Source organism: Comamonas endophytica, from assembly GCF_023634805.2.
GTDB classification, from domain to species: domain Bacteria; phylum Pseudomonadota; class Gammaproteobacteria; order Burkholderiales; family Burkholderiaceae_C; genus Comamonas; species Comamonas endophytica.
This window is the reverse complement of record NZ_CP106881.1, coordinates 1,176,014-1,193,453: the sequence shown is the minus strand read 5'-3', so window position 1 is coordinate 1,193,453 and position 17,440 is coordinate 1,176,014. Positions and strand designations below refer to the sequence as shown.

Annotated in this window: 14 protein-coding genes and 1 tRNA gene; 6 read left to right on the top strand and 9 right to left on the bottom strand. The window is 66.0% G+C overall.

From position 1 onward, the window contains the following. Positions 1–83: 83 nt before the first annotated feature. The 3 genes from M9799_RS05240 to M9799_RS05230 all read right to left on the bottom strand — a co-directional run bounded on the left by M9799_RS05240 (position 84) and on the right by M9799_RS05230 (position 5,599). The gene (locus M9799_RS05240; RefSeq protein WP_231043492.1) at positions 84–3,830 is read right to left on the bottom strand and encodes a chemotaxis protein CheB; all 3,747 of its coding nucleotides are present in this window, start codon (positions 3,828–3,830) and stop codon (positions 84–86) included. 722 nt (positions 3,831–4,552) lie between these two features. Then, positions 4,553–4,629 (bottom strand) — tRNA-Pro (locus M9799_RS05235). 40 nt (positions 4,630–4,669) lie between these two features. Beyond that, a complete protein-coding gene (locus M9799_RS05230; protein WP_231043614.1) occupies positions 4,670–5,599 on the bottom strand; it encodes a polyprenyl synthetase family protein in 930 nt (309 codons plus the stop codon). A gap of 232 nt (positions 5,600–5,831) precedes the next feature. Between M9799_RS05230 and rplU the strand changes: the two genes are divergently transcribed. The 4 genes from rplU to proB all read left to right on the top strand — a co-directional run bounded on the left by rplU (position 5,832) and on the right by proB (position 8,925). Beyond that, a complete protein-coding gene (rplU, locus tag M9799_RS05225; protein WP_175505864.1) occupies positions 5,832–6,143 on the top strand; it encodes a 50S ribosomal protein L21 in 312 nt (103 codons plus the stop codon). A 13-nt stretch (positions 6,144–6,156) separates the two neighbouring features. Further along, a complete protein-coding gene (rpmA, locus tag M9799_RS05220; RefSeq protein ID WP_175505027.1) occupies positions 6,157–6,414 on the top strand; it encodes a 50S ribosomal protein L27 in 258 nt (85 codons plus the stop codon). Positions 6,415–6,565: 151 nt separating this feature from the next. Beyond that, on the top strand, positions 6,566–7,678 hold the full coding sequence (gene cgtA / locus M9799_RS05215; RefSeq protein WP_231043493.1) for an Obg family GTPase CgtA: 1,113 nt from the start codon (positions 6,566–6,568) through the stop codon (positions 7,676–7,678). A 107-nt stretch (positions 7,679–7,785) separates the two neighbouring features. After that, complete coding sequence (gene proB, locus M9799_RS05210) at positions 7,786–8,925, top strand: glutamate 5-kinase (RefSeq protein WP_231043494.1); 1,140 nt, start codon at positions 7,786–7,788, stop codon at positions 8,923–8,925. Between the two features lie 27 nt (positions 8,926–8,952). On the opposite strand, the gene M9799_RS05205 is transcribed toward proB, so the two are convergent. Next, entirely contained in the window at positions 8,953–9,636 is a 684-nt protein-coding gene (locus M9799_RS05205; RefSeq protein ID WP_231043495.1) for an RNA pyrophosphohydrolase, read from the bottom strand. A 93-nt stretch (positions 9,637–9,729) separates the two neighbouring features. Here M9799_RS05205 and M9799_RS05200 point away from each other — a divergent pair, with 93 nt between their 5' ends. After that, positions 9,730–11,475, top strand: coding sequence for a proline--tRNA ligase (locus M9799_RS05200; RefSeq protein WP_231043496.1), 1,746 nt, complete (start codon positions 9,730–9,732; stop codon positions 11,473–11,475). Between the two features lie 38 nt (positions 11,476–11,513). Beyond that, positions 11,514–12,146: a lytic transglycosylase domain-containing protein gene (locus tag M9799_RS05195; protein ID WP_231043497.1), complete on the top strand. Its 633-nt coding sequence runs from the start codon at positions 11,514–11,516 to the stop codon at positions 12,144–12,146. Positions 12,147–12,293: 147 nt separating this feature from the next. Here the strand turns inward: M9799_RS05195 and paeA are convergent, their stop codons facing one another. The 5 genes from paeA to hemA all read right to left on the bottom strand — a co-directional run bounded on the left by paeA (position 12,294) and on the right by hemA (position 17,437). Further along, positions 12,294–13,613: a polyamine export protein PaeA gene (gene paeA, locus M9799_RS05190; protein ID WP_231043498.1), complete on the bottom strand. Its 1,320-nt coding sequence runs from the start codon at positions 13,611–13,613 to the stop codon at positions 12,294–12,296. A 130-nt stretch (positions 13,614–13,743) separates the two neighbouring features. Continuing rightward, positions 13,744–14,067: a Grx4 family monothiol glutaredoxin gene (grxD, locus tag M9799_RS05185; protein WP_231043499.1), complete on the bottom strand. Its 324-nt coding sequence runs from the start codon at positions 14,065–14,067 to the stop codon at positions 13,744–13,746. 55 nt (positions 14,068–14,122) lie between these two features. Further along, positions 14,123–14,965: a peptide chain release factor N(5)-glutamine methyltransferase gene (prmC, locus tag M9799_RS05180; protein ID WP_231043500.1), complete on the bottom strand. Its 843-nt coding sequence runs from the start codon at positions 14,963–14,965 to the stop codon at positions 14,123–14,125. Further along, positions 14,962–16,044 carry a peptide chain release factor 1 gene (prfA, locus tag M9799_RS05175; RefSeq protein WP_231043501.1) on the bottom strand — a complete coding sequence of 361 codons (1,083 nt, stop codon included), beginning with the start codon at positions 16,042–16,044 and terminating at the stop codon, positions 14,962–14,964. Before prfA ends, prmC begins: the two co-directional genes overlap by 4 nt. A gap of 91 nt (positions 16,045–16,135) precedes the next feature. Then, positions 16,136–17,437, bottom strand: coding sequence for a glutamyl-tRNA reductase (hemA, locus tag M9799_RS05170; protein ID WP_231043502.1), 1,302 nt, complete (start codon positions 17,435–17,437; stop codon positions 16,136–16,138). Positions 17,438–17,440 lie beyond the last annotated feature (3 nt).

The window sequence follows — 17,440 nt, the reverse complement described above, 5'->3', positions numbered from 1 at the left end:
CAGGCCGTCCGGGCACCTGGGCTTTGTCCTGAACGCCTGGCAGGCAGCACGGCATGGCATGGCGGATCCCGATGCCTTCGAGCTCAGGAGCGGTGGCCTGCCGCTTTCCCGGGCGCCGCCAGCAGGCTTTCGAGCGCGTCGAAGTCGAGCGGCTTGACGAAGTGCATATCGAACCCCGCCTCCTTCGCCGCCTTGACATCGCTCGGCTGCCCATAGCCGGTCACCGCGATCAGAATCAGGTCCTCTGGCTTGGCTTGCCGCAGCCGCCTGGCAAGCTCATAGCCGGTCATCGTCGGGAGGCCGATGTCGAGCAGTCCGACATCAGGCTTGAACGTCCGCGCAACTTCCAGGCCGGCATAGCCTTCATAGGCAAGCGCGACTTCGTGTCCAGACATCCGCAGCAGCTCGGCAACGCCGTTGGCGGCGTCGACGTTGTCGTCCACCACCAGCACCCGGCGCGCCGTGAATGCCGCGGCCGGAGCCTGGGCCGTCTCGGGCACCTTGTCCGGCAAGGCCTTCGGGACCAAGGGAAGCCGGACGGTGAAGCGGCTGCCTCGACCGATGCCGCCGCTGGCGACCGCAACAGTGCCGCCATGGGATTCCACGATCTGCTTGACCAGGGTCAAGCCGATGCCCAGTCCGCCTTCCGCGCGGGCGCGCGTGGTCTCCGACTGCACGAACAGATCGAAGATGTGCGGCAGGATATCCGGCGCGATGCCCGAGCCATCGTCCGTGACGCTCACGACCGCTTCGCCGTCGATGACTTCCATGCGCAATTCCACATGGCCGCCCCGGTCCGTGTACTTGCCGGCGTTGTTCAGCAGGTTGCCGAACACCTGGTCCATGCGCGTGCCGTCGGCCTCCACCGTGACCGGACCTTCGGGCAATACGGTGATCAGCTGGTGGCCGCGCTGCGTCATGAAAGGCGTCGCTGCGGCAGCCACGTTCTTCAGCAGTTCGACCAAGCACAGCGGACTGCGGTGCAGGGACAATTTGCCCCGGGTGATCCGCGAGATGTCCATGAGGTCATTGATCAGCCGGGTCATGGTCGTGACCTGGCGGTCGATCATGGCCAGGGGGCGGCGCAGCCCCTCGTCCTGTGATTTCATCTCCATCACCTTGACCGCCATGCGGATGGGCGCCAGCGGATTGCGCAGCTCGTGCGCCAGGACCGCGATGAACTCGTCCTTGCGATGGTCGTCGACCAGCGACATCTCGAGCCGGTCCTCGGCCGCGGTCGCGTCCTCGAATGCCAGCAGCAGGCGCGCCGACCGATGGCCCATGGCGGGCACCTTGCGCGCATGCACGAGCATGGACTTGCGCCCGATGCCCGGGAAGTCATGGTTCACGCGGTAGCTGTTGACCGGTTTGTTGACGGTCAGGACCTGCTCCAGCACGAGCCGCAGCTCGGGAATGTCCCACTGCCCGTCGCCCAGGTCGAAAAACCATCTGTTCAGCGTCATTCCCGGGTTCGTGAGGAAGATGTCGTAGAACGCATTGTTGGCGCGGTGGATGCACAATGACTGGTCCAGAACCAGCAGCGGGTGCGCCATGGTATCGATCACGGATTCGGCGTAGCTGGCGTTGAACTCGGCTTCCTTGCGCGTTTGCAGGAGCTCCGTGTTCAACACCTGCAATTCGCGGCTGCGGCTCATCATCTCTTCGTTGGCGGTCGTCAATTCCTCGTTGCTGGCCTGCAGTTCCTCGCGCGCGGTGACGAGTTCCTCGTTGCCGCTCAGGAATTCCTCGTTCGCCGATTGCAGTTCCTCCTGGGCGGAGCGGGACTCCTCCAGCGCGGCTTCATACGCCTCGTTGGTGGCGTGCAGGTAGTCGCGCAGGCTCCCCAGCTCCTCCTCCAGCTGACGGATGCGCACATCCTTTTCGGATTCCGGAATCTCGGGCCGGCCCTCGGCCTTCTGCGGGCGGCCGTTGGCGTCGAAAAGAATCAGGCAGAAGCTGCTCTTGGTCGCCGGCTCGCGCAGCGGAATGACTTCGACCGTGCCTTCGCGATGGCCGGACGCGGTTTCAATGCGCAGATCGGACTTCAGAACGGTCAAGCCCGATTGTTGCGCTTCCTTGATGACGGGCATCAGCTGCAGCAGGATGCCCGGATGCGCAACGCGGTGCAGGTTCAGGCTTGCGGTGCCGCTGGCGTGCTCGAGATAGGGACTCGTCTGGCCGCGGAACTGCACGATGTTGAGCCGGTCGTCCACCAGGATGCTGGCCGGGGCGAAGCGCGAGAGCAGCAGCCCGTCGGCCTTGCGCTGAACCTGGGTATTGTCCACGAAGGTGGGCTGGGAACTCTCGGTGGAGATGACGGCCATGGGCTTCCTGGCGGGATCGGCCCGCATCACGGCGTCGATCGAGCCGCGCGCCGGCAAGGCCCGGCGATAGACCATGCGCTGGTTGTTCTCCGAACGCTTGAAGAATTGGGTTTCCTCGTCCGCGTTCTCCGCCGGCCCCAGGATCAGGAAGCCGTCGGGCTTGAGCGCATAGTGGAAATGCCGCAGGACCTTGCGCTGCAGCCCTGGGTCGAGATAGATCAGCAGGTTGCAGCAGCTGATCAGGTCCATGCGGGAAAAGGGCGGATCGCGCGTCACGTTCTGGCGCGCGAAGACGCACAGCTCGCGGATGTGCTTGGCGATGCGGTAGCGCCGGTTCTCGTGCACGAAATAACGCTGCAGCCGGGTCGCGGACACCCGCTCGGCAATGCTTTCCGGGTAGGCACCGTGCCGGGCCTGCTCGATGGCCGCCTCATTGAGATCGGTGCCGAAAATCTGGATGGTGATGCCTTGTGCCCGCTCGCCCAGGAATTCCATCAGGCAGATCGCGAGCGAATAGACTTCTTCCCCGGTGGCGCAGGCGGGCACCCAGATCCGCAGCGGATTGGAATGGTCGCGGTCCTTCAGCAAGGCTGGCAGCACGGTTTGCTTCAGTGCCGTGTAGATCGTCTCTTCCCGGAAGAAAGAGGTCACGCGGATCAGGAAATCGTCATACAGCGCGGCCAGCTCGACCGGGTTGTCCTGAAGGACCTGCAAATAGGAGGACACCTCGGTCGCACCGATCAGTGCCATGCGCCGCTGCAGGCGCCTTTGCACCGTGCTGGGCTTGTACTGGGTGAAATCGGCCTGATAGACCTCATTGATCAACGCAAAGATACCGTCGAGAGATGCTTGCGACGCGGCGGCGGCCGTATCTTCTGCGTCCTGGGCATCGACAAAATAGGGATGCAGGGCGATCTTGGCCAGCTCCGCCACCATGTCCCGGGGGCGCACGACCAGGTCGATACAGCCGGTGTGGATCGCGGACTGCGGCATGCCGTCGAAAGCTGCGCTGGCGGGATCCTGCGCCAGCGTGACGCCGGCGGCTTCCTTGATGGCCTTGACGCCCTCGGAGCCGTCGCTGCCGGTACCGGACAGCACGATGCCGATGGCCCTGCCATTGCGTTGCTGCGCAATGGACGCGAACAGGGCGTCCACCGGCAAATGCTTGTGGGCGGCGTGCGAGCGCGGCGACAGCCTGATCCGGTTGCCCACCAGTGTCATGACGGTATCGGGCGGGATCACGTAGGCATGGTTGGGCTCGATCACCTGTTCCTGTGCCGCCGACATCGGCACGGCCGTGCGCTTTTCCAGGATTTCCGCCAGGTGGCTCTCGTGCCGCGGGTCCATGTGCGAGACGATCAGGAATGCCAGGCCCAGGTCGGGCGGCATCGCCTCGAACAGCTGGCTGATCGCCTCGAGGCCGCCTGCGGACGCCCCGATGCCGACTACCGGAACAAGGCCAAATCCCGATGGCTTGTCGGCCGGCTCCTGGTCAACCGGCGCCATGGCGGGTCCCCATGGCGGCGCTCGCTGGAAGCCTCCACCCACTGTCTTCGTTCATCTTCATGCCCATTTCCTGCAAGTTGCGTATAGAGGTGGCGGATTTCCATCCAGCCACCGCAGTCTCCAGGCCCGCCGTGTTCGACGGGGGAGTTCCGGATTCGGCGGTGGACAGCCTGTGCGTGGCGCGGACAGCGATGCGTGCTGCTTCGCTGGTGCGCGCAAGCACGCCATGCACAACACATTCAGCCGCGGGGCTTGGTTTCGCGCATGGAGAAGGAAGGGCATGCAATGGCAGCGCCTGCGCTGCCGTGTACATTCCTGAGCTGTTGCTGTGGCCTTGCTGGATGGTACTGCACGCGCTCCGCCTGACACGGGTGTGAAGTGAAAAGAACAGCATTTATGCGCGGAACGTGCCAGCCGAACGCGCTTCGCGACCCAGGCAGGGGGCGGTGGCGCAACAATGGCTCCAGGCTTGCCGGACAAGGCCGTGGCAATCGCCTGTAAACCCTGCTGAAGGTGGGGTATCCTGATCGGTTACGGCTAGGCCTTGACACCGAACCCTGGCGTTCAGGGAAATTCTTGGGCTTGGGAGTTTCGTATCGAGCGGAGCCAAGGGCATGCCGCGCCGCCTGGGCGTCAGGGCACTGCATCGTGCCGCCCATACCCTTTTGCCTGTTCTTGGGCTCAGCCGCGCTGACTGGCTCCATCGTGCAAAAGGAAAATCCTGGTCGGGGTGAGAGGATTCGAACCTCCGGCCTCTACGTCCCGAACGTAGCGCTCTACCAGGCTAAGCTACACCCCGATTCATCCACCGCAAACGGCGCTTGAACCCATGGAAGGCTTCAAGTGCGTCTGTCGAGCAGTTGAGCCGCCAATTGTAGCAAATTTGCGGTGTGTGAATTGTCTGGCAGCATTTTTAGTGCATCGATCGCACGTTCGGCCTCCGCATGCGCTGCGGCGCGGGCCACGTCCAGTGCGCCCGTGGCCTGCACGATGGCGATGACAGTGGCCAGCTGCTCGGTCGAACCCTGCTCGATGGCCCCGCGCACGATGGCCGCCTGCTCGGGCGTGGCGCGCTGCATGGCGGCAATCAGCGGCAGCGTGCATTTGCCTTCGCGCAGGTCGTCGCCCAGGTTCTTGCCCATCTCCGCGGCGTCGCCGGTGTAGTCCAGCACGTCGTCGATGATCTGGAAGGCCGTGCCCAGCGCCTGGCCGTAGATCGCGCAGGCCTCCTCGACATGCGGTGCGCTGCCCGCGAGCACCGCCCCCAGCTGGGCGCTGGCCTCGAACAGCTTGGCGGTCTTGGAGCGGATCACGTGCAGGTAGCCGGCCTCGTCGAGCGAGGCATCGTGCATGTTCATCAGCTGCTGGACCTCGCCCTCGGCAATGATGTTGGTGGCGTCCGAGAGGATCTGCAGCACGCGCATGCTGCCGGCTTCCACCATCATCTGGAAGGAGCGGGTGTGCAGGAAGTCCCCGACCAGGACGCTCGCCGGGTTGCCGAAGGCCTCGTTGGCCGTGGCGCGGCCGCGGCGCATGGTCGATTCATCGACCACGTCGTCGTGCAGCAGCGTCGCGGTATGGATCAGCTCGACCACCGCCGCGAGATTGATGCGCTGGCTGCCCTCGTAGCCCAGCGCCTTGCAGATCATCAGCAGCAGCGCCGGGCGCAGCCGCTTGCCGCCGGCGGCGATGATGTACTGGGAGATCTGGGAAATCAGCGGCACGCTGCTGTGCAGACGGTCGGCAATGACGCTGTCCACCTCGCGCATGTCGCCGGCGATCAGGGAAAGGGGATTGTTGGGGGTGATAGCTGTTGTCAAAATAGTGGCCGCCCTGTGAGCCTCGGATTATAGGAACTGTAGGCGTGAAATGAGGGGCTTGGCTGCGGCCATGGCCTGAAGTCTGCACAGGACAACGCAATGCAAGCAAATCCATGCCATGGTACAATCGCCGGCTCTGCGGAAATCCGTTTCGCAGAACTCTCAATTCAAGAGGTCATACATGTACGCGGTCATAAAAACCGGCGGCAAGCAGTATCGCGTTGCTTCCGGCGAAAACATCAAAGTAGAACAGATTGCTGCGGACGTAGGCCAGGAAATCGTGATCGACCAGGTTCTGGCAGTCGGCAACGGCGCTGAACTCAAGGTTGGCACACCCCTGGTGTCCGGCGCAACTGTGAAGGCAACCGTGGTTGCTCACGGCAAGCACGACAAGGTGCACATCTTCAAGATGCGCCGTCGCAAGCACTATCAGAAGCGTCAGGGTCACCGTCAGCAGTTCACCGAACTGCAGATCGTGGCAATCGTTGCTTAATAGGAGCTAGGTCATGGCACAGAAAAAAGGCGGCGGCTCTACGCGAAACGGGCGCGATTCCAAGCCCAAGATGCTCGGCGTGAAGGCTTTCGGCGGTGAACTGATCACGGCTGGCTCCATCATCGTTCGCCAGCGCGGCACCAAGTTCCACCCCGGCGAGAACGTCGGCGTGGGCAAGGACCACACGCTGTTTGCCTTGGTCGAGGGCCACGTGTCCTTCTCCACCAAGGGCGCACTGTCCAAGCACACGGTCAATGTGACGCCTGCCTAAGGTTTGTCACTTCGACTCGCAGCGAAGCCCCGACCTGTCGGGGCTTCGCTGTTTGAGGGGTATGCTTGGCCCCTCTAGTGCCCCGTTCATCGGGGCCTTATGCTTTTGTGCGCTGCGCGAAAGCACACTGATTTTGTAAACTGGATGCCCCATGAAGTTCGTCGATGAAGCTTATATTGACATTGCTGCCGGTGACGGCGGCAATGGCTGCGTCTCGTTCCGGCACGAGAAATACAAGGAATTCGGCGGCCCCAATGGAGGAGACGGCGGCCGCGGCGGCCATGTCTTCGCGGTGGCGGATTCCAATCTCAACACCCTGGTCGATTTCCGCTATGCGCGCCGGCACGAAGCCAAGCGCGGCGAGCACGGCATGGGCTCGGACATGTTTGGCGCCGCAGGGGCCGACATCACCCTGCGCGTGCCGGTGGGCACCATCTTCTCCGACGCCGAGACCGGCGAGGTGCTCTACGAGCTGCTGACCCCGGGCGAGGTCGTGACCATTGCCAAGGGCGGCGATGGCGGCTTCGGCAACATGCGCTTCAAGAGCGCCATCAACCGCGCGCCGCGCCAGAAGACGCCGGGCTGGCCGGGCGAGCGCAAGAGCCTCAAGCTCGAGCTCAAGGTGCTGGCCGACGTCGGCCTGCTGGGCATGCCCAACGCGGGCAAATCGACGCTGATCGCCGCGGTCTCGAATGCGCGCCCGAAGATCGCCGACTATCCCTTCACCACGCTGCACCCGAACCTGGGCGTGGTGCGCGTCGGCCCGGAGCAGAGCTTCGTCATTGCCGACATTCCCGGCCTGATCGAGGGCGCGTCGGAAGGCGCGGGCCTGGGCCATCTGTTCCTGCGCCATCTGCAGCGCACGCGCCTGCTGCTGCATGTGGTCGACATGGCACCGTTCGACGAGACCGTGGACCCCGTGGCGCAGGCCAAGGCGATCGTCGGCGAGCTCAAGAAGTACGACGCCGCGCTCCACGACAAGCCGCGCTGGCTGGTGCTCAACAAGCTGGACATGGTCCCGGCCGAAGAACGCGCCGCGCGCGTCAAGGACTTCGTCAAGCGCTTCAAGTGGAAGGGTCCGGTGTTCGAGATCTCGGCGCTGACGCGCGAGGGCTGCGAGCCGCTGATCAAGACCATCTTCCAGCATGTGCAGGCCGAGCAGCGCGCCGAGAACACGCCGGTCGAAGTCGACCAGCGCTTCGTGGGTGATGCGCCCGCGGACATCGATCCGCGCGATCCGCGCTTTGCCGGCGACGATGCTTGATGAGAGAGCCGGGCAGGCTGCAAAGCCTGCCGGGAGGGGCGGCCCAAGGGCCATCGACTGACCAGCGCCTGCGCCCACGGGGCCGGCGCCCAAGAACAATCCGAATCATGGCTTCCAGTGTTTTGCGCGACGCGCGGCGTATCGTGGTGAAGGTCGGCTCCAGCCTCGTGACCAACGAGGGCCGGGGCCTCGATGAAGAGGCCATCGCGCAGTGGAGCCGGCAGCTGGCCGGCCTGGTGCGCGGCGAAGGCGGCGTGCGCCGCGAGGTGGTCATGGTCTCCAGCGGGGCGATTGCCGAGGGCATGAAGCGCCTGGGCTGGAAGACCCGTCCCAAGCAGGTGCACGAGCTGCAGGCCGCGGCGGCCGTGGGCCAGATGGGCCTGGCGCAGATGTACGAGACCAAGCTGCGCGAGCAGGGCGTGGGCAGCGCCCAGGTGCTGCTGACCCATGCCGACCTGGCCGACCGCGAGCGCTACCTGAATGCGCGCACCACGCTGCTGACGCTGCTCAATCTGGGCGTGGTGCCGGTCATCAACGAGAACGACACCGTCGTCAACGACGAGATCAAGTTCGGCGACAACGACACGCTGGGCGCGCTGGTGGCGAACCTGGTCGATGCCGACGCGCTGGTCATCCTGACCGACCAGAAGGGGCTGTACACCGCCGACCCGCGCAAGAACCCCGATGCGCGCTTCGTCGACGAAGCCCAGGCCGGCGACCCGGCGCTCGAGGCCATGGCCGGCGGCGCGGGCTCGAGCATCGGCAGCGGCGGCATGATCACCAAGATCCTGGCGGCCAAGCGCGCCGCGGGTTCGGGCGCCTCCACGGTGATTGCCTGGGGCCGCGAGCCGAACGTGCTGGGGCGGCTGGTGGCGGGCGAGGCCATCGGCAGCCTGCTGGTGGCGCAGACAGCGAAGAAGCAGGCGCGCAAGCAGTGGATTGCCGACCATCTGCAGCTCAAGGGCGCGGTCCATGTGGACCAGGGTGCGGCCGACAGGCTGCGCGAGGACGGCAAGAGCCTGCTGCCCATCGGCATGACCGGCGTGGATGGCACCTTCTCGCGCGGCGACGTGATTGCCGTGCGCGACCCGCTGGGCCGGGAGATCGCGCGCGGCCTGGCCAACTATGCCAGCGCCGAGGCGCGGCTGCTGTGCCGCAAGAGCTCTTCGGAATTCGAGCGGCTATTGGGCTACACCGCCGAATCGGAGATGATCCACCGCGATAACATGGTGGTCACCGCAGGCTGAAAGAACGCGCCATGCTTGGCGCGGGTTTCAGGGATGCTTGTTGCCGCCCGCCGCGCGCTGGCTGGCTGCAGTCAGATCGGTCTGCGGATCGGGGTCGAAGCTGGCGCCGGGCGGAAGCTCCAGCCCCGGATGCAGCAGGCCCAGCGTGGTGCGCGAAGGCAGCGAGGCTGCGGGCATGGCGGAGCCGTCGGGGTCCCGGTTGCGCATGCCGCTGCGCAGGTAGCGGTTGCGCTGCTCCTGGCGCGGCAGGAAGCGCGCCAGCTCGGTCAGCGCCATTTCATAGACGCCGCGCTTGAACTCCACCACCACTTCCAGCGGCACCCAGTAGTCGTTCCAGCGCCAGGCGTCGAATTCCGGATGGTCGGTGGCCCTGAGGTTCAAGTCCCAGTCATGGCCCAGCAGCTGCAGCAAATACCAGATCTGCTTTTGGCCGCGGTAGTGCCCGCGCGCATCGCGTCGGATATACCGGTCCGGCACCTCGTAGCGCAACCAGTCCCGGGTTCTGGCGACCACGCGGACGTGGTCGGGCTTCAGACCCACCTCTTCGTGCAATTCCCTAAACATCGCCTGCTCAGGCGATTCCCCGCGGTCTATGCCGCCTTGCGGGAACTGCCAGCTGTGGGTGCGGATGCGTTTACCCCAGAACACCTGGTTCTTGTGGTTGAGCAGGATGATGCCGACGTTCGGGCGAAATCCGTCCCGGTCAAGCATAATCGAACCCCAATTTTTTGAATTGCGTCCATTATGCATGGTGCCATGCCCCCGGCAAGCGCGCCCGCCTGATTTCCGCTGTACTCTCGCCCCATGAAAGCCTCTCAATTCTTCATCTCCACCTTCAAAGAAGCTCCGGCCGATGCCGAAGTGGTCAGCCACAAGCTCATGATGCGTGCCGGGCTGATCAAACGGCTGGGCGCGGGTGTCTACAACTACATGCCGATGGGCCTGCGCGTCATCCGCAAGGTCGAAGCCATCGTGCGCGAGGAGATGAACCGCGCCGGGGCCGTCGAGGTCACGATGCCCGTCGTGCAGCCGGCCGAGCTGTGGCAGGAAACCGGCCGCTTCGAGAAGATGGGCGCCGAGCTGCTGCGCATCCAGGACCGCCATGGCCGCGACTTCGTCATCCAGCCGACCAGCGAGGAAGTGGTAACCGACATCGCGCGCCAGGAACTTCGCAGCCACAAGCAGTTACCCAAGAATCTCTACCAGATCCAGACCAAGTTCCGCGACGAGCGCCGTCCGCGTTTTGGCCTGATGCGGGGCCGCGAGTTCACCATGAAGGACGCCTACAGTTTCGACAAGAGCCGCGATGCGGCCCAGCTGAGCTACCAGACCATGCGCCAGGCCTACCAGCAGATCTTCGATCGCTTCGGCCTGCGCTACCGCGCCGTGCGCGCCGACAGCGGCGCGATCGGCGGCGATCTGAGCGAGGAATTCCAGGTCATTGCCGCGACCGGTGAGGACGCCATCGTCTATTGCCCGGACAGCGATTACGCGGCCAACCTCGAGAAGGCCGAGGCGCTGGCGCCCGCGGGCCCGCGCGCGGCGGCCACGCTGGCCATGAGCCAGGTTGCCACGCCGGGCAAGAGCACCTGCCCCGACGTGGCCGAGCTGCTGGGCGTGCCGCTGTCGACCACCGTCAAGTCGCTGGTGCTGGCCACCGATGCGCTCGACGACAAGGGCGTCGTGGTCAGGAGCCAGGTCTGGCTGCTGCTGCTGCGCGGCGACCACGACATGAACGAGATCAAGGTCGCCAAGGTGCCCGGCCTCGACGCCGGCTTCCGTTTCGCGACGCAGGCCGAGATCGAGTCCCACTTCGGCTGCAAGCCCGGGTACCTGGGGCCGGTCAACCTGCTGCAGCCGGTGAAACTGGTGGTCGACCGTGACGTGGCCGTCATGGGCGACTGGATCTGCGGCGCCAACGTCGAAGGCTTCCACATGATCGGCGTGAACTGGGGCCGCGACCTGCCGGAACCGGAAATCGTTGCCGACCTGCGCAATGTGGTGGCTGGCGATGCCTCGCCGGACGGCAAGGGCCCGCTGGCGATCGAGCGCGGCATCGAGGTCGGCCATGTGTTCTACCTGGGCGACAAGTATTCCAGGGCGATGAACGCCACCTTCCTGGCCGAGAACGGCAAGCCCGCGTTCTTCGAGATGGGCTGCTACGGCATCGGCATCACGCGCCTGCCGGCCGCGGCCATCGAGCAGAACCATGACGAGCGCGGCATCATCTGGCCCGACGCGATCGCACCGTTCACGGTGGTGCTGTGCCCCATCGGCATGGCGCGCAGCGAGGCCGTGCAGGCCAGCGCCGGCGCGTTGTACGACGCGCTGCTCGGGCTGGGCGTGGACGTCATCCTCGACGACCGCGACGAGCGCCTGGGCGCGATGCTCGCCGACTGGGAGCTGATCGGCGTGCCGCACCGCGTGGTGATCTCCGACCGTGGCCTCAAGGAAGGCACGGTCGAATACCAGCACCGCCGCGACACCGAGGCCACCAAGGTCGCGCAGGACGGCATTCTCGAGCACCTCAAGGCGCGTCTGGGGCTGTAATGGGCTCTCCGGGCCGCACCGCTTCACCCTTGCGGCCCATGGCCGCCGGGTTGCGCCGGCGCGGCCTGCTGGCGGCCGCTCCCGCCTGGCTGCTGCTGCCGGGCGCGCCGGCCCATGCCGGCGGGCAGCTCGAGGAACCGCTGGCCGACTCGGTGCGCACGGCGCTGCGCGCCGCCGTGCTCAGCGCCGGGCCGCCGGAGCTGATGTTCGCCTCGACCGAGGCCAGGCTGTCCTACCTGCGCTGGCTGGCGGCGATGAGCGACCGGCTGTACCGGCGCAAGCCCGATGACGCGGTGCGCCGCGAATTCCTGCAGACGGTCTGGTACGAGGCGCGGCGCGCGGGACTGGACGTGAGCCTGGTGCTCGGGCTGATCGAGGTGGAGAGCGCCTTCCGCAAGTTCGCGATCTCCAGCGTCGGTGCGCGCGGCTACATGCAGATCATGCCGTTCTGGATGCGCGTCATCGGCGATGGCGATCCCGGCAACCTGTTCCACATGCAGACCAACCTGCGCTTCGGCTGCGTGATCCTGCGCCACTACCTGGACCGCGAACGCGGCGACATGTTCCTGGCGCTGGGCCGCTACAACGGCAGCCGCGGCAGGTCGCCCTATCCCGATGCGGTGTTCGCGGCGCAGCGCAAATGGGTGTTCGATCCGGCCAGCAGGGTTTGAGCCCGCACTTCGACAGGTTCAGTGCGAACGGAGTTTGCCGTTCGTCCTGAGCCTGGCGCAGGGCAGCCTGTCGAAGGATGGACGTCCCGCCCGATGGATCTGCAGCCAGCTCATGTTCCAGAGACTGTTTGCTTCGAAAACCGGAATTCAACCCTCGGCCTTCTGCACCCCTATCGCATCCGCCTCCAGCCGTGACACCATCACCTGGTCGATGCGGTAACTGTCCACGTCCAGCACCTCGAACTTGTAGCCGCCCCAGTTGACGCTGTCGGTGCGCCGCGGCACGCGCCGCAGCATGACCATCAGGAAGCCGCCCAGGGTCTCGTATTCGTCGTCATGCGGCAGGGCATCGAGCGAGAGCGCGCGCAGCACGTCCTCCACCGGCGTCACGCCGTCGATGAGCCAGGAGTTGGCATCGCGGCGCACGATCTGTTCCTCGTCGTCGAAGGCCACCATGTCGCCCATCACCGTGCTCATCACGTCGTTGAGCGTGACCACGCCGACCACCAGGCTGTATTCGTTGACGATGATCGCGAAGTCCTCGTGCACCTGGCGGAACTGGTCGAGCACCTCGGTCAGCGTGAGGCGGTCGGGAACGATCAGCGCCTTGTGGATCAGCGTGTCGTCGCGCAGCGAGATCGGCTGGTTGGTCAGCGCGCGCTGGAATAGGTCCTTGGCATCGACATAGCCGATGACATGGTCGATGTCGCCGTCGCAGACCGGGTAGGTGGAGAAGGGTTCCTCCGCGATGCGCATGCGCACCACCTCGTCGGGGTCGTCGCGCAGGAAATAGGCAATGCGGTCGCGCTGCGTCATGGCCGAGGCCACGGTGCGCGAGTCGAGGCCGAACACGTTGGCGATCATCTGCTGCTCGCGCTGCGCCAGCATGCCGGCGCGGGCGCTGGCTTCGGTCATGGCCAGGATGTCGTCGGAGGTGATGCGCTCGTCGCGCTGGGTCGGCAGCTTCAGCAGCCTGAAGAGGGCATCGGTGCCGCGGCTGTAGAGCCAGACGATGGGCTTGAACAGCGTCATGCAGGCCTGCATGGGGCCGACCACGCGCAGCGCCACGGCTTCGGACTCGGCCATGCTCAGGCGCTTGGGGATCAGGTCGGCAAATACGATGAACAGCGAGGTGATGATGAAGAACGAGCTCAGAAAGCCCAGCGTCGCCGCCGTGCTGGCCGTGAACCAGAGCTCGAAGGCGCGCGTGAAATAGGGGCTGAAGGCGCCTTCGCCGACGATACCGCCGAGGATGGCAATGGCGTTCTGCCCGATCTGCACCACCGTGAAGTAGTTGCCCGGCTGCTCCTGCATGCGCATCACCGGCTCGGCCCGGCCATCGCCCTCGTCGGCCAGCTGTCGGAGCCGCAGGCGCCGCGAGGCCGCCAACGAGATCTCGGCCATCGAGAAAAAGGCGCTCAGGGCAATCAGCGCGGCAATGGTCAGCAGGCTTTGGGACACGCTCATAGGCAGTCGGTGACTCGCGTAGGGAACATGCCTGACATTGCATCATAAAAGCGGCTGGTGCCGGGAGGGCGATGCGTGCCGTGGACAACAAAAAACCGCCCGAAGGCGGCTGGATGGGGCAGGGCCGGGTTCAAGCCTTGTTGTCCAGGAGCTGCTGCAGCTCGCCGGATTCGTACATCTCCATCATGATGTCGGAGCCGCCAATGAATTCGCCCTTGACGTAGAGCTGGGGAATGGTCGGCCACTGGCTGTATTCCTTGATGCTCTGGCGGATCTCCTGGTCTTCCAGGACGTTGACGGTGGCAATGGTCTTGGTGTCCACGCCGCAGGCCTTGAGGATCTGCAGCGCGCGGCCGGAAAAGCCGCACTGGGGGAAACTGGCGTTGCCCTTCATGAACAGCAGGATGTCGTTGTTCTTGACGAGTTCGTCGATGCGTTGGTGGGTATTGCTCATGTCTGGCTCCTAAAGAGGGCGGCCGCGCGTGCGGCGGGATACGCCCGGGATTATTTCACTGTCTGCGCGATTCCATCATGCACCCGCCCGTGCAACGGGCAATGCCCGCCAGATCGTTGCGGCTTTGCACCTGCGCAAAGCCCGCGCGAGCCAGCAGTTCCTGCACCGCGGGCGCCTGGTCCCAGCCATGCTCGATCAGCAGCCAGCCCCCGGGCGCGAGATGTACCGGTGCCTGGTCAATGATCGCACGGATGTCATCCAGGCCATCGCTGCCGCTGGCCAGCGCCGACAGCGGTTCATGCGTCAGGCTGAGAAGATGGGGATCGTCGGCTGCAATATAAGGGGGGTTGGTGACGATCGCGTCGAATACCTGTCCGGGCGCGACGGCCTGCAGCCATGAGCCCTGGGCAAACTGTACCGCCAGGCCCAGCTGCCGCGCGTTGGCTTCGGCGACGGCCAGCGCGTCGGCGCTGGCATCCACAGCCCACACCTCGGCATCGGGGCGCTGGTGCTGCAGCGCCAGCGCGATGGCGCCGCTGCCCGTGCCCAGATCGGCAATGCGCGGTGCGGGCCGGTCGGCCAGCACTTCCAGCGCCCAGTCGACCAGCGTCTCGGTGTCGGGGCGCGGGTCGAGCACGCGCGCATCGACCTGCAGCGCCAGGCCGTAGAACTCCTTGCGCCCCGTGAGATAGGCCACGGGCTCGCCCGCGAGGCGGCGCGCGCAGAGTGCGTCAAAGGCCTGCTGCTGCGCGGGTGGGAGCATGTCGGTGTCGTGCGTCAAGAGCCAGGCGCGGCCGGCATCGGGCCGGCCCAGCGCATGCAGCAGCAGCAGTTGCGCGTCGATGCGCTCGAGGCCCGCTTCGCGCGCCTGCTGCAGGGCCTGCTGCAGCGTGCTCAAGCGTTGACCTCCAGCTCTGCCAGCTGCTCCGCCTCGCGCGCATGCTGCAGCGCCTGGATGACGTCGCCCAGGTCGCCTTCCATCACATACAGCAGTTTGTAGAGCGTGAGGTTGATGCGGTGGTCGGTGAGCCGGCCCTGGGGGAAGTTGTAGGTGCGGATGCGGTCGGAGCGGTCGCCGCTGCCGATCAGTCCCTTGCGCTGGGCGGCTTCCTTGGCGGCGCGCTCGCTGCGCTCCTTTTCCTGGATGCGCGCCTGCAGCACCTGCAGCGCCTTGGCCTTGTTGGCGTGCTGGCTGCGGCCGTCCTGGCATTCGGCGACGATGCCCGTGGGCAGGTGGACCACACGCACCGCGGAGTCGGTCTTGTTGATGTGCTGGCCGCCGGCGCCGCTGGCGCGGAAGGTGTCGATGCGCAGGTCGGCCGGGTTCAGCGTGACGGCCTGGGCCTCGTCGGGCTCGGGCATGACGGCGACGGTGCAGGCGCTGGTGTGGATGCGGCCCTGGGTCTCGGTGGCCGGCACGCGCTGCACGCGGTGGCCGCCCGATTCGAAGCGCAGCTTGCCGTAGACCTGGTCGCCCGAGACATGCAGCACGATTTCCTTGTATCCGCCGACCTCGTTGTCGCTGGCGCTCATGACCTCGACCTTCCAGCCCACGCTTTCGCAGTAGCGCGTGTACATGCGCGCCAGGTCCGCGGCAAACAGCGCAGACTCGTCGCCGCCCGTGCCGGCGCGGATTTCCAGGTAGGCATCGCGTTCGTCGTCGGGGTCCTTGGGCAGCAGCAGCCGCTGCAGCTCGTCCTCGAGCTGCGCCAGCTCGGCCGTGGCGCTGGCGATTTCCTCCTGCGCCATCTCGGCCATCTCGGGGTCGTCCTGCATGGCCTGCGCCTCGGCCAGATCGGCTTCGCGCTGCACGAAGCGCGCATAGCGCCCGGCGACGGCCGTCACCTCGGCATGCTCGCGCGAGATCTTGCGGTACTGGGCCATGTCGCCCATGATGTCCTCGCGCGACAGCAGGAAGTCGAGCTCCTCGAGGCGCTGGGCGAAACGTTGCAGCTGGCTGCGCAGAAATGGTTGCATGGGAGGGAAGCGGTTGCGCTATGCGGGCATAGCTGGAGAGAAAGCGAAGGCGAGGAAGGCACGCAGCAGGCGCGCCAGGCAAGCCGCGTCGCTAGAGCGCGTTCTTGTGGCCCTGCGAGCGCAGGAACAGGCGCGAGACGGTCTGCACGGTCTGGGCGCGCTGCTCGGGGTCGCCCGAATGCAGCTCGGCCATGGTGCCGTGCAGCATCTTCTGCGTGAGGCCCCGCGACAGGGCCTCGAGCACGGCGTCGACGTCCTCGCCCTTGGCCAGGCGCTTGCGTGCGCGCGCGATCTCGGCCGCGCGCCACACGTCGGTCTGCTCGTGCAGCTGCTGGATCAGCGGCACCACGCCGCCCTGCGGGCTGCGCTGGTCCATCCAGTGCAGGAAGCTCTGCACGCCGCTGTCGATGATGGCCTCGGCCTGGGCCACGGCGGCCTGGCGGTGGGCCTGCGCGGTCTGCACCACATGCGCGAGGTCGTCGACGGTGTAGAGATAGACGTCGCGCAGCGCCTTGACCTCGGGCTCGATGTCGCGCGGCACGGCCAGGTCGACCATGAACATCGGGCGGTGCTTGCGCTTCTTCAGCGCGCTCTCGACCGCGCCCAGGCCGATGATCGGCAGGCTCGAGGCCGTGCAGCTGATGACCGCGTCGTATTCGTGCAGGTGGTCGGGCAGCTCCGCCAGGCGCATGACCTCGGCGCCGAAGCGCGCGGCGAGCTTCTCGCCGCGCTCGATGGTGCGGTTGGCGATGGTGATGTGCTGCGGATTCTTCGCCGCGAAGTGCGTGGCGGCCAGCTCGATCATTTCGCCCGCGCCGACGAACAGGATGCGGATCCTGCCCAGGTCTTCGAACAGCTGGCCGGCCAGGCGCACTGCGGCGGCGGCCATGCTGATGCTGTGCTCGCCGATCTCGGTCGAGCTGCGCACTTCCTTGGCCACGGCAAAGCTGCGCTGGAACAGCTGGTTGAGCGTGGTGCCCAGGGCGCCCGCGGTTTCGGCCGCGCGCACCGCATTCTTCATCTGGCCGAGGATCTGCGCCTCGCCCAGCACCATGGAGTCGAGCCCGCTGGCGACGCGGAAGGCATGGCGCGCGGCCAGACCTTCTTCCAGCTGGTAGGAGTGCGAGCGCAGCACCTCGGGGCTCACGCCGCCGCTGCGCGCCAGCCAGTCGAGCGTATGGCCGAGCGCCGGGGTGTCGGCGGCGCAATAGATCTCGGTGCGGTTGCAGGTCGAAAGGATCGCGGTTTCCACGCCCTGGTGCCGGCCGCCGCCGGCCAGCGACTGGCGCAGGCCCTGCAGCGTCGGCGCGATCTGGTCGAGCGCAAACGCAAAACGACCCCGCAAATCAAGCGGAGCCGTGTGGTGGTTGATGCCTAGAGCCCAGACTGCCATAGA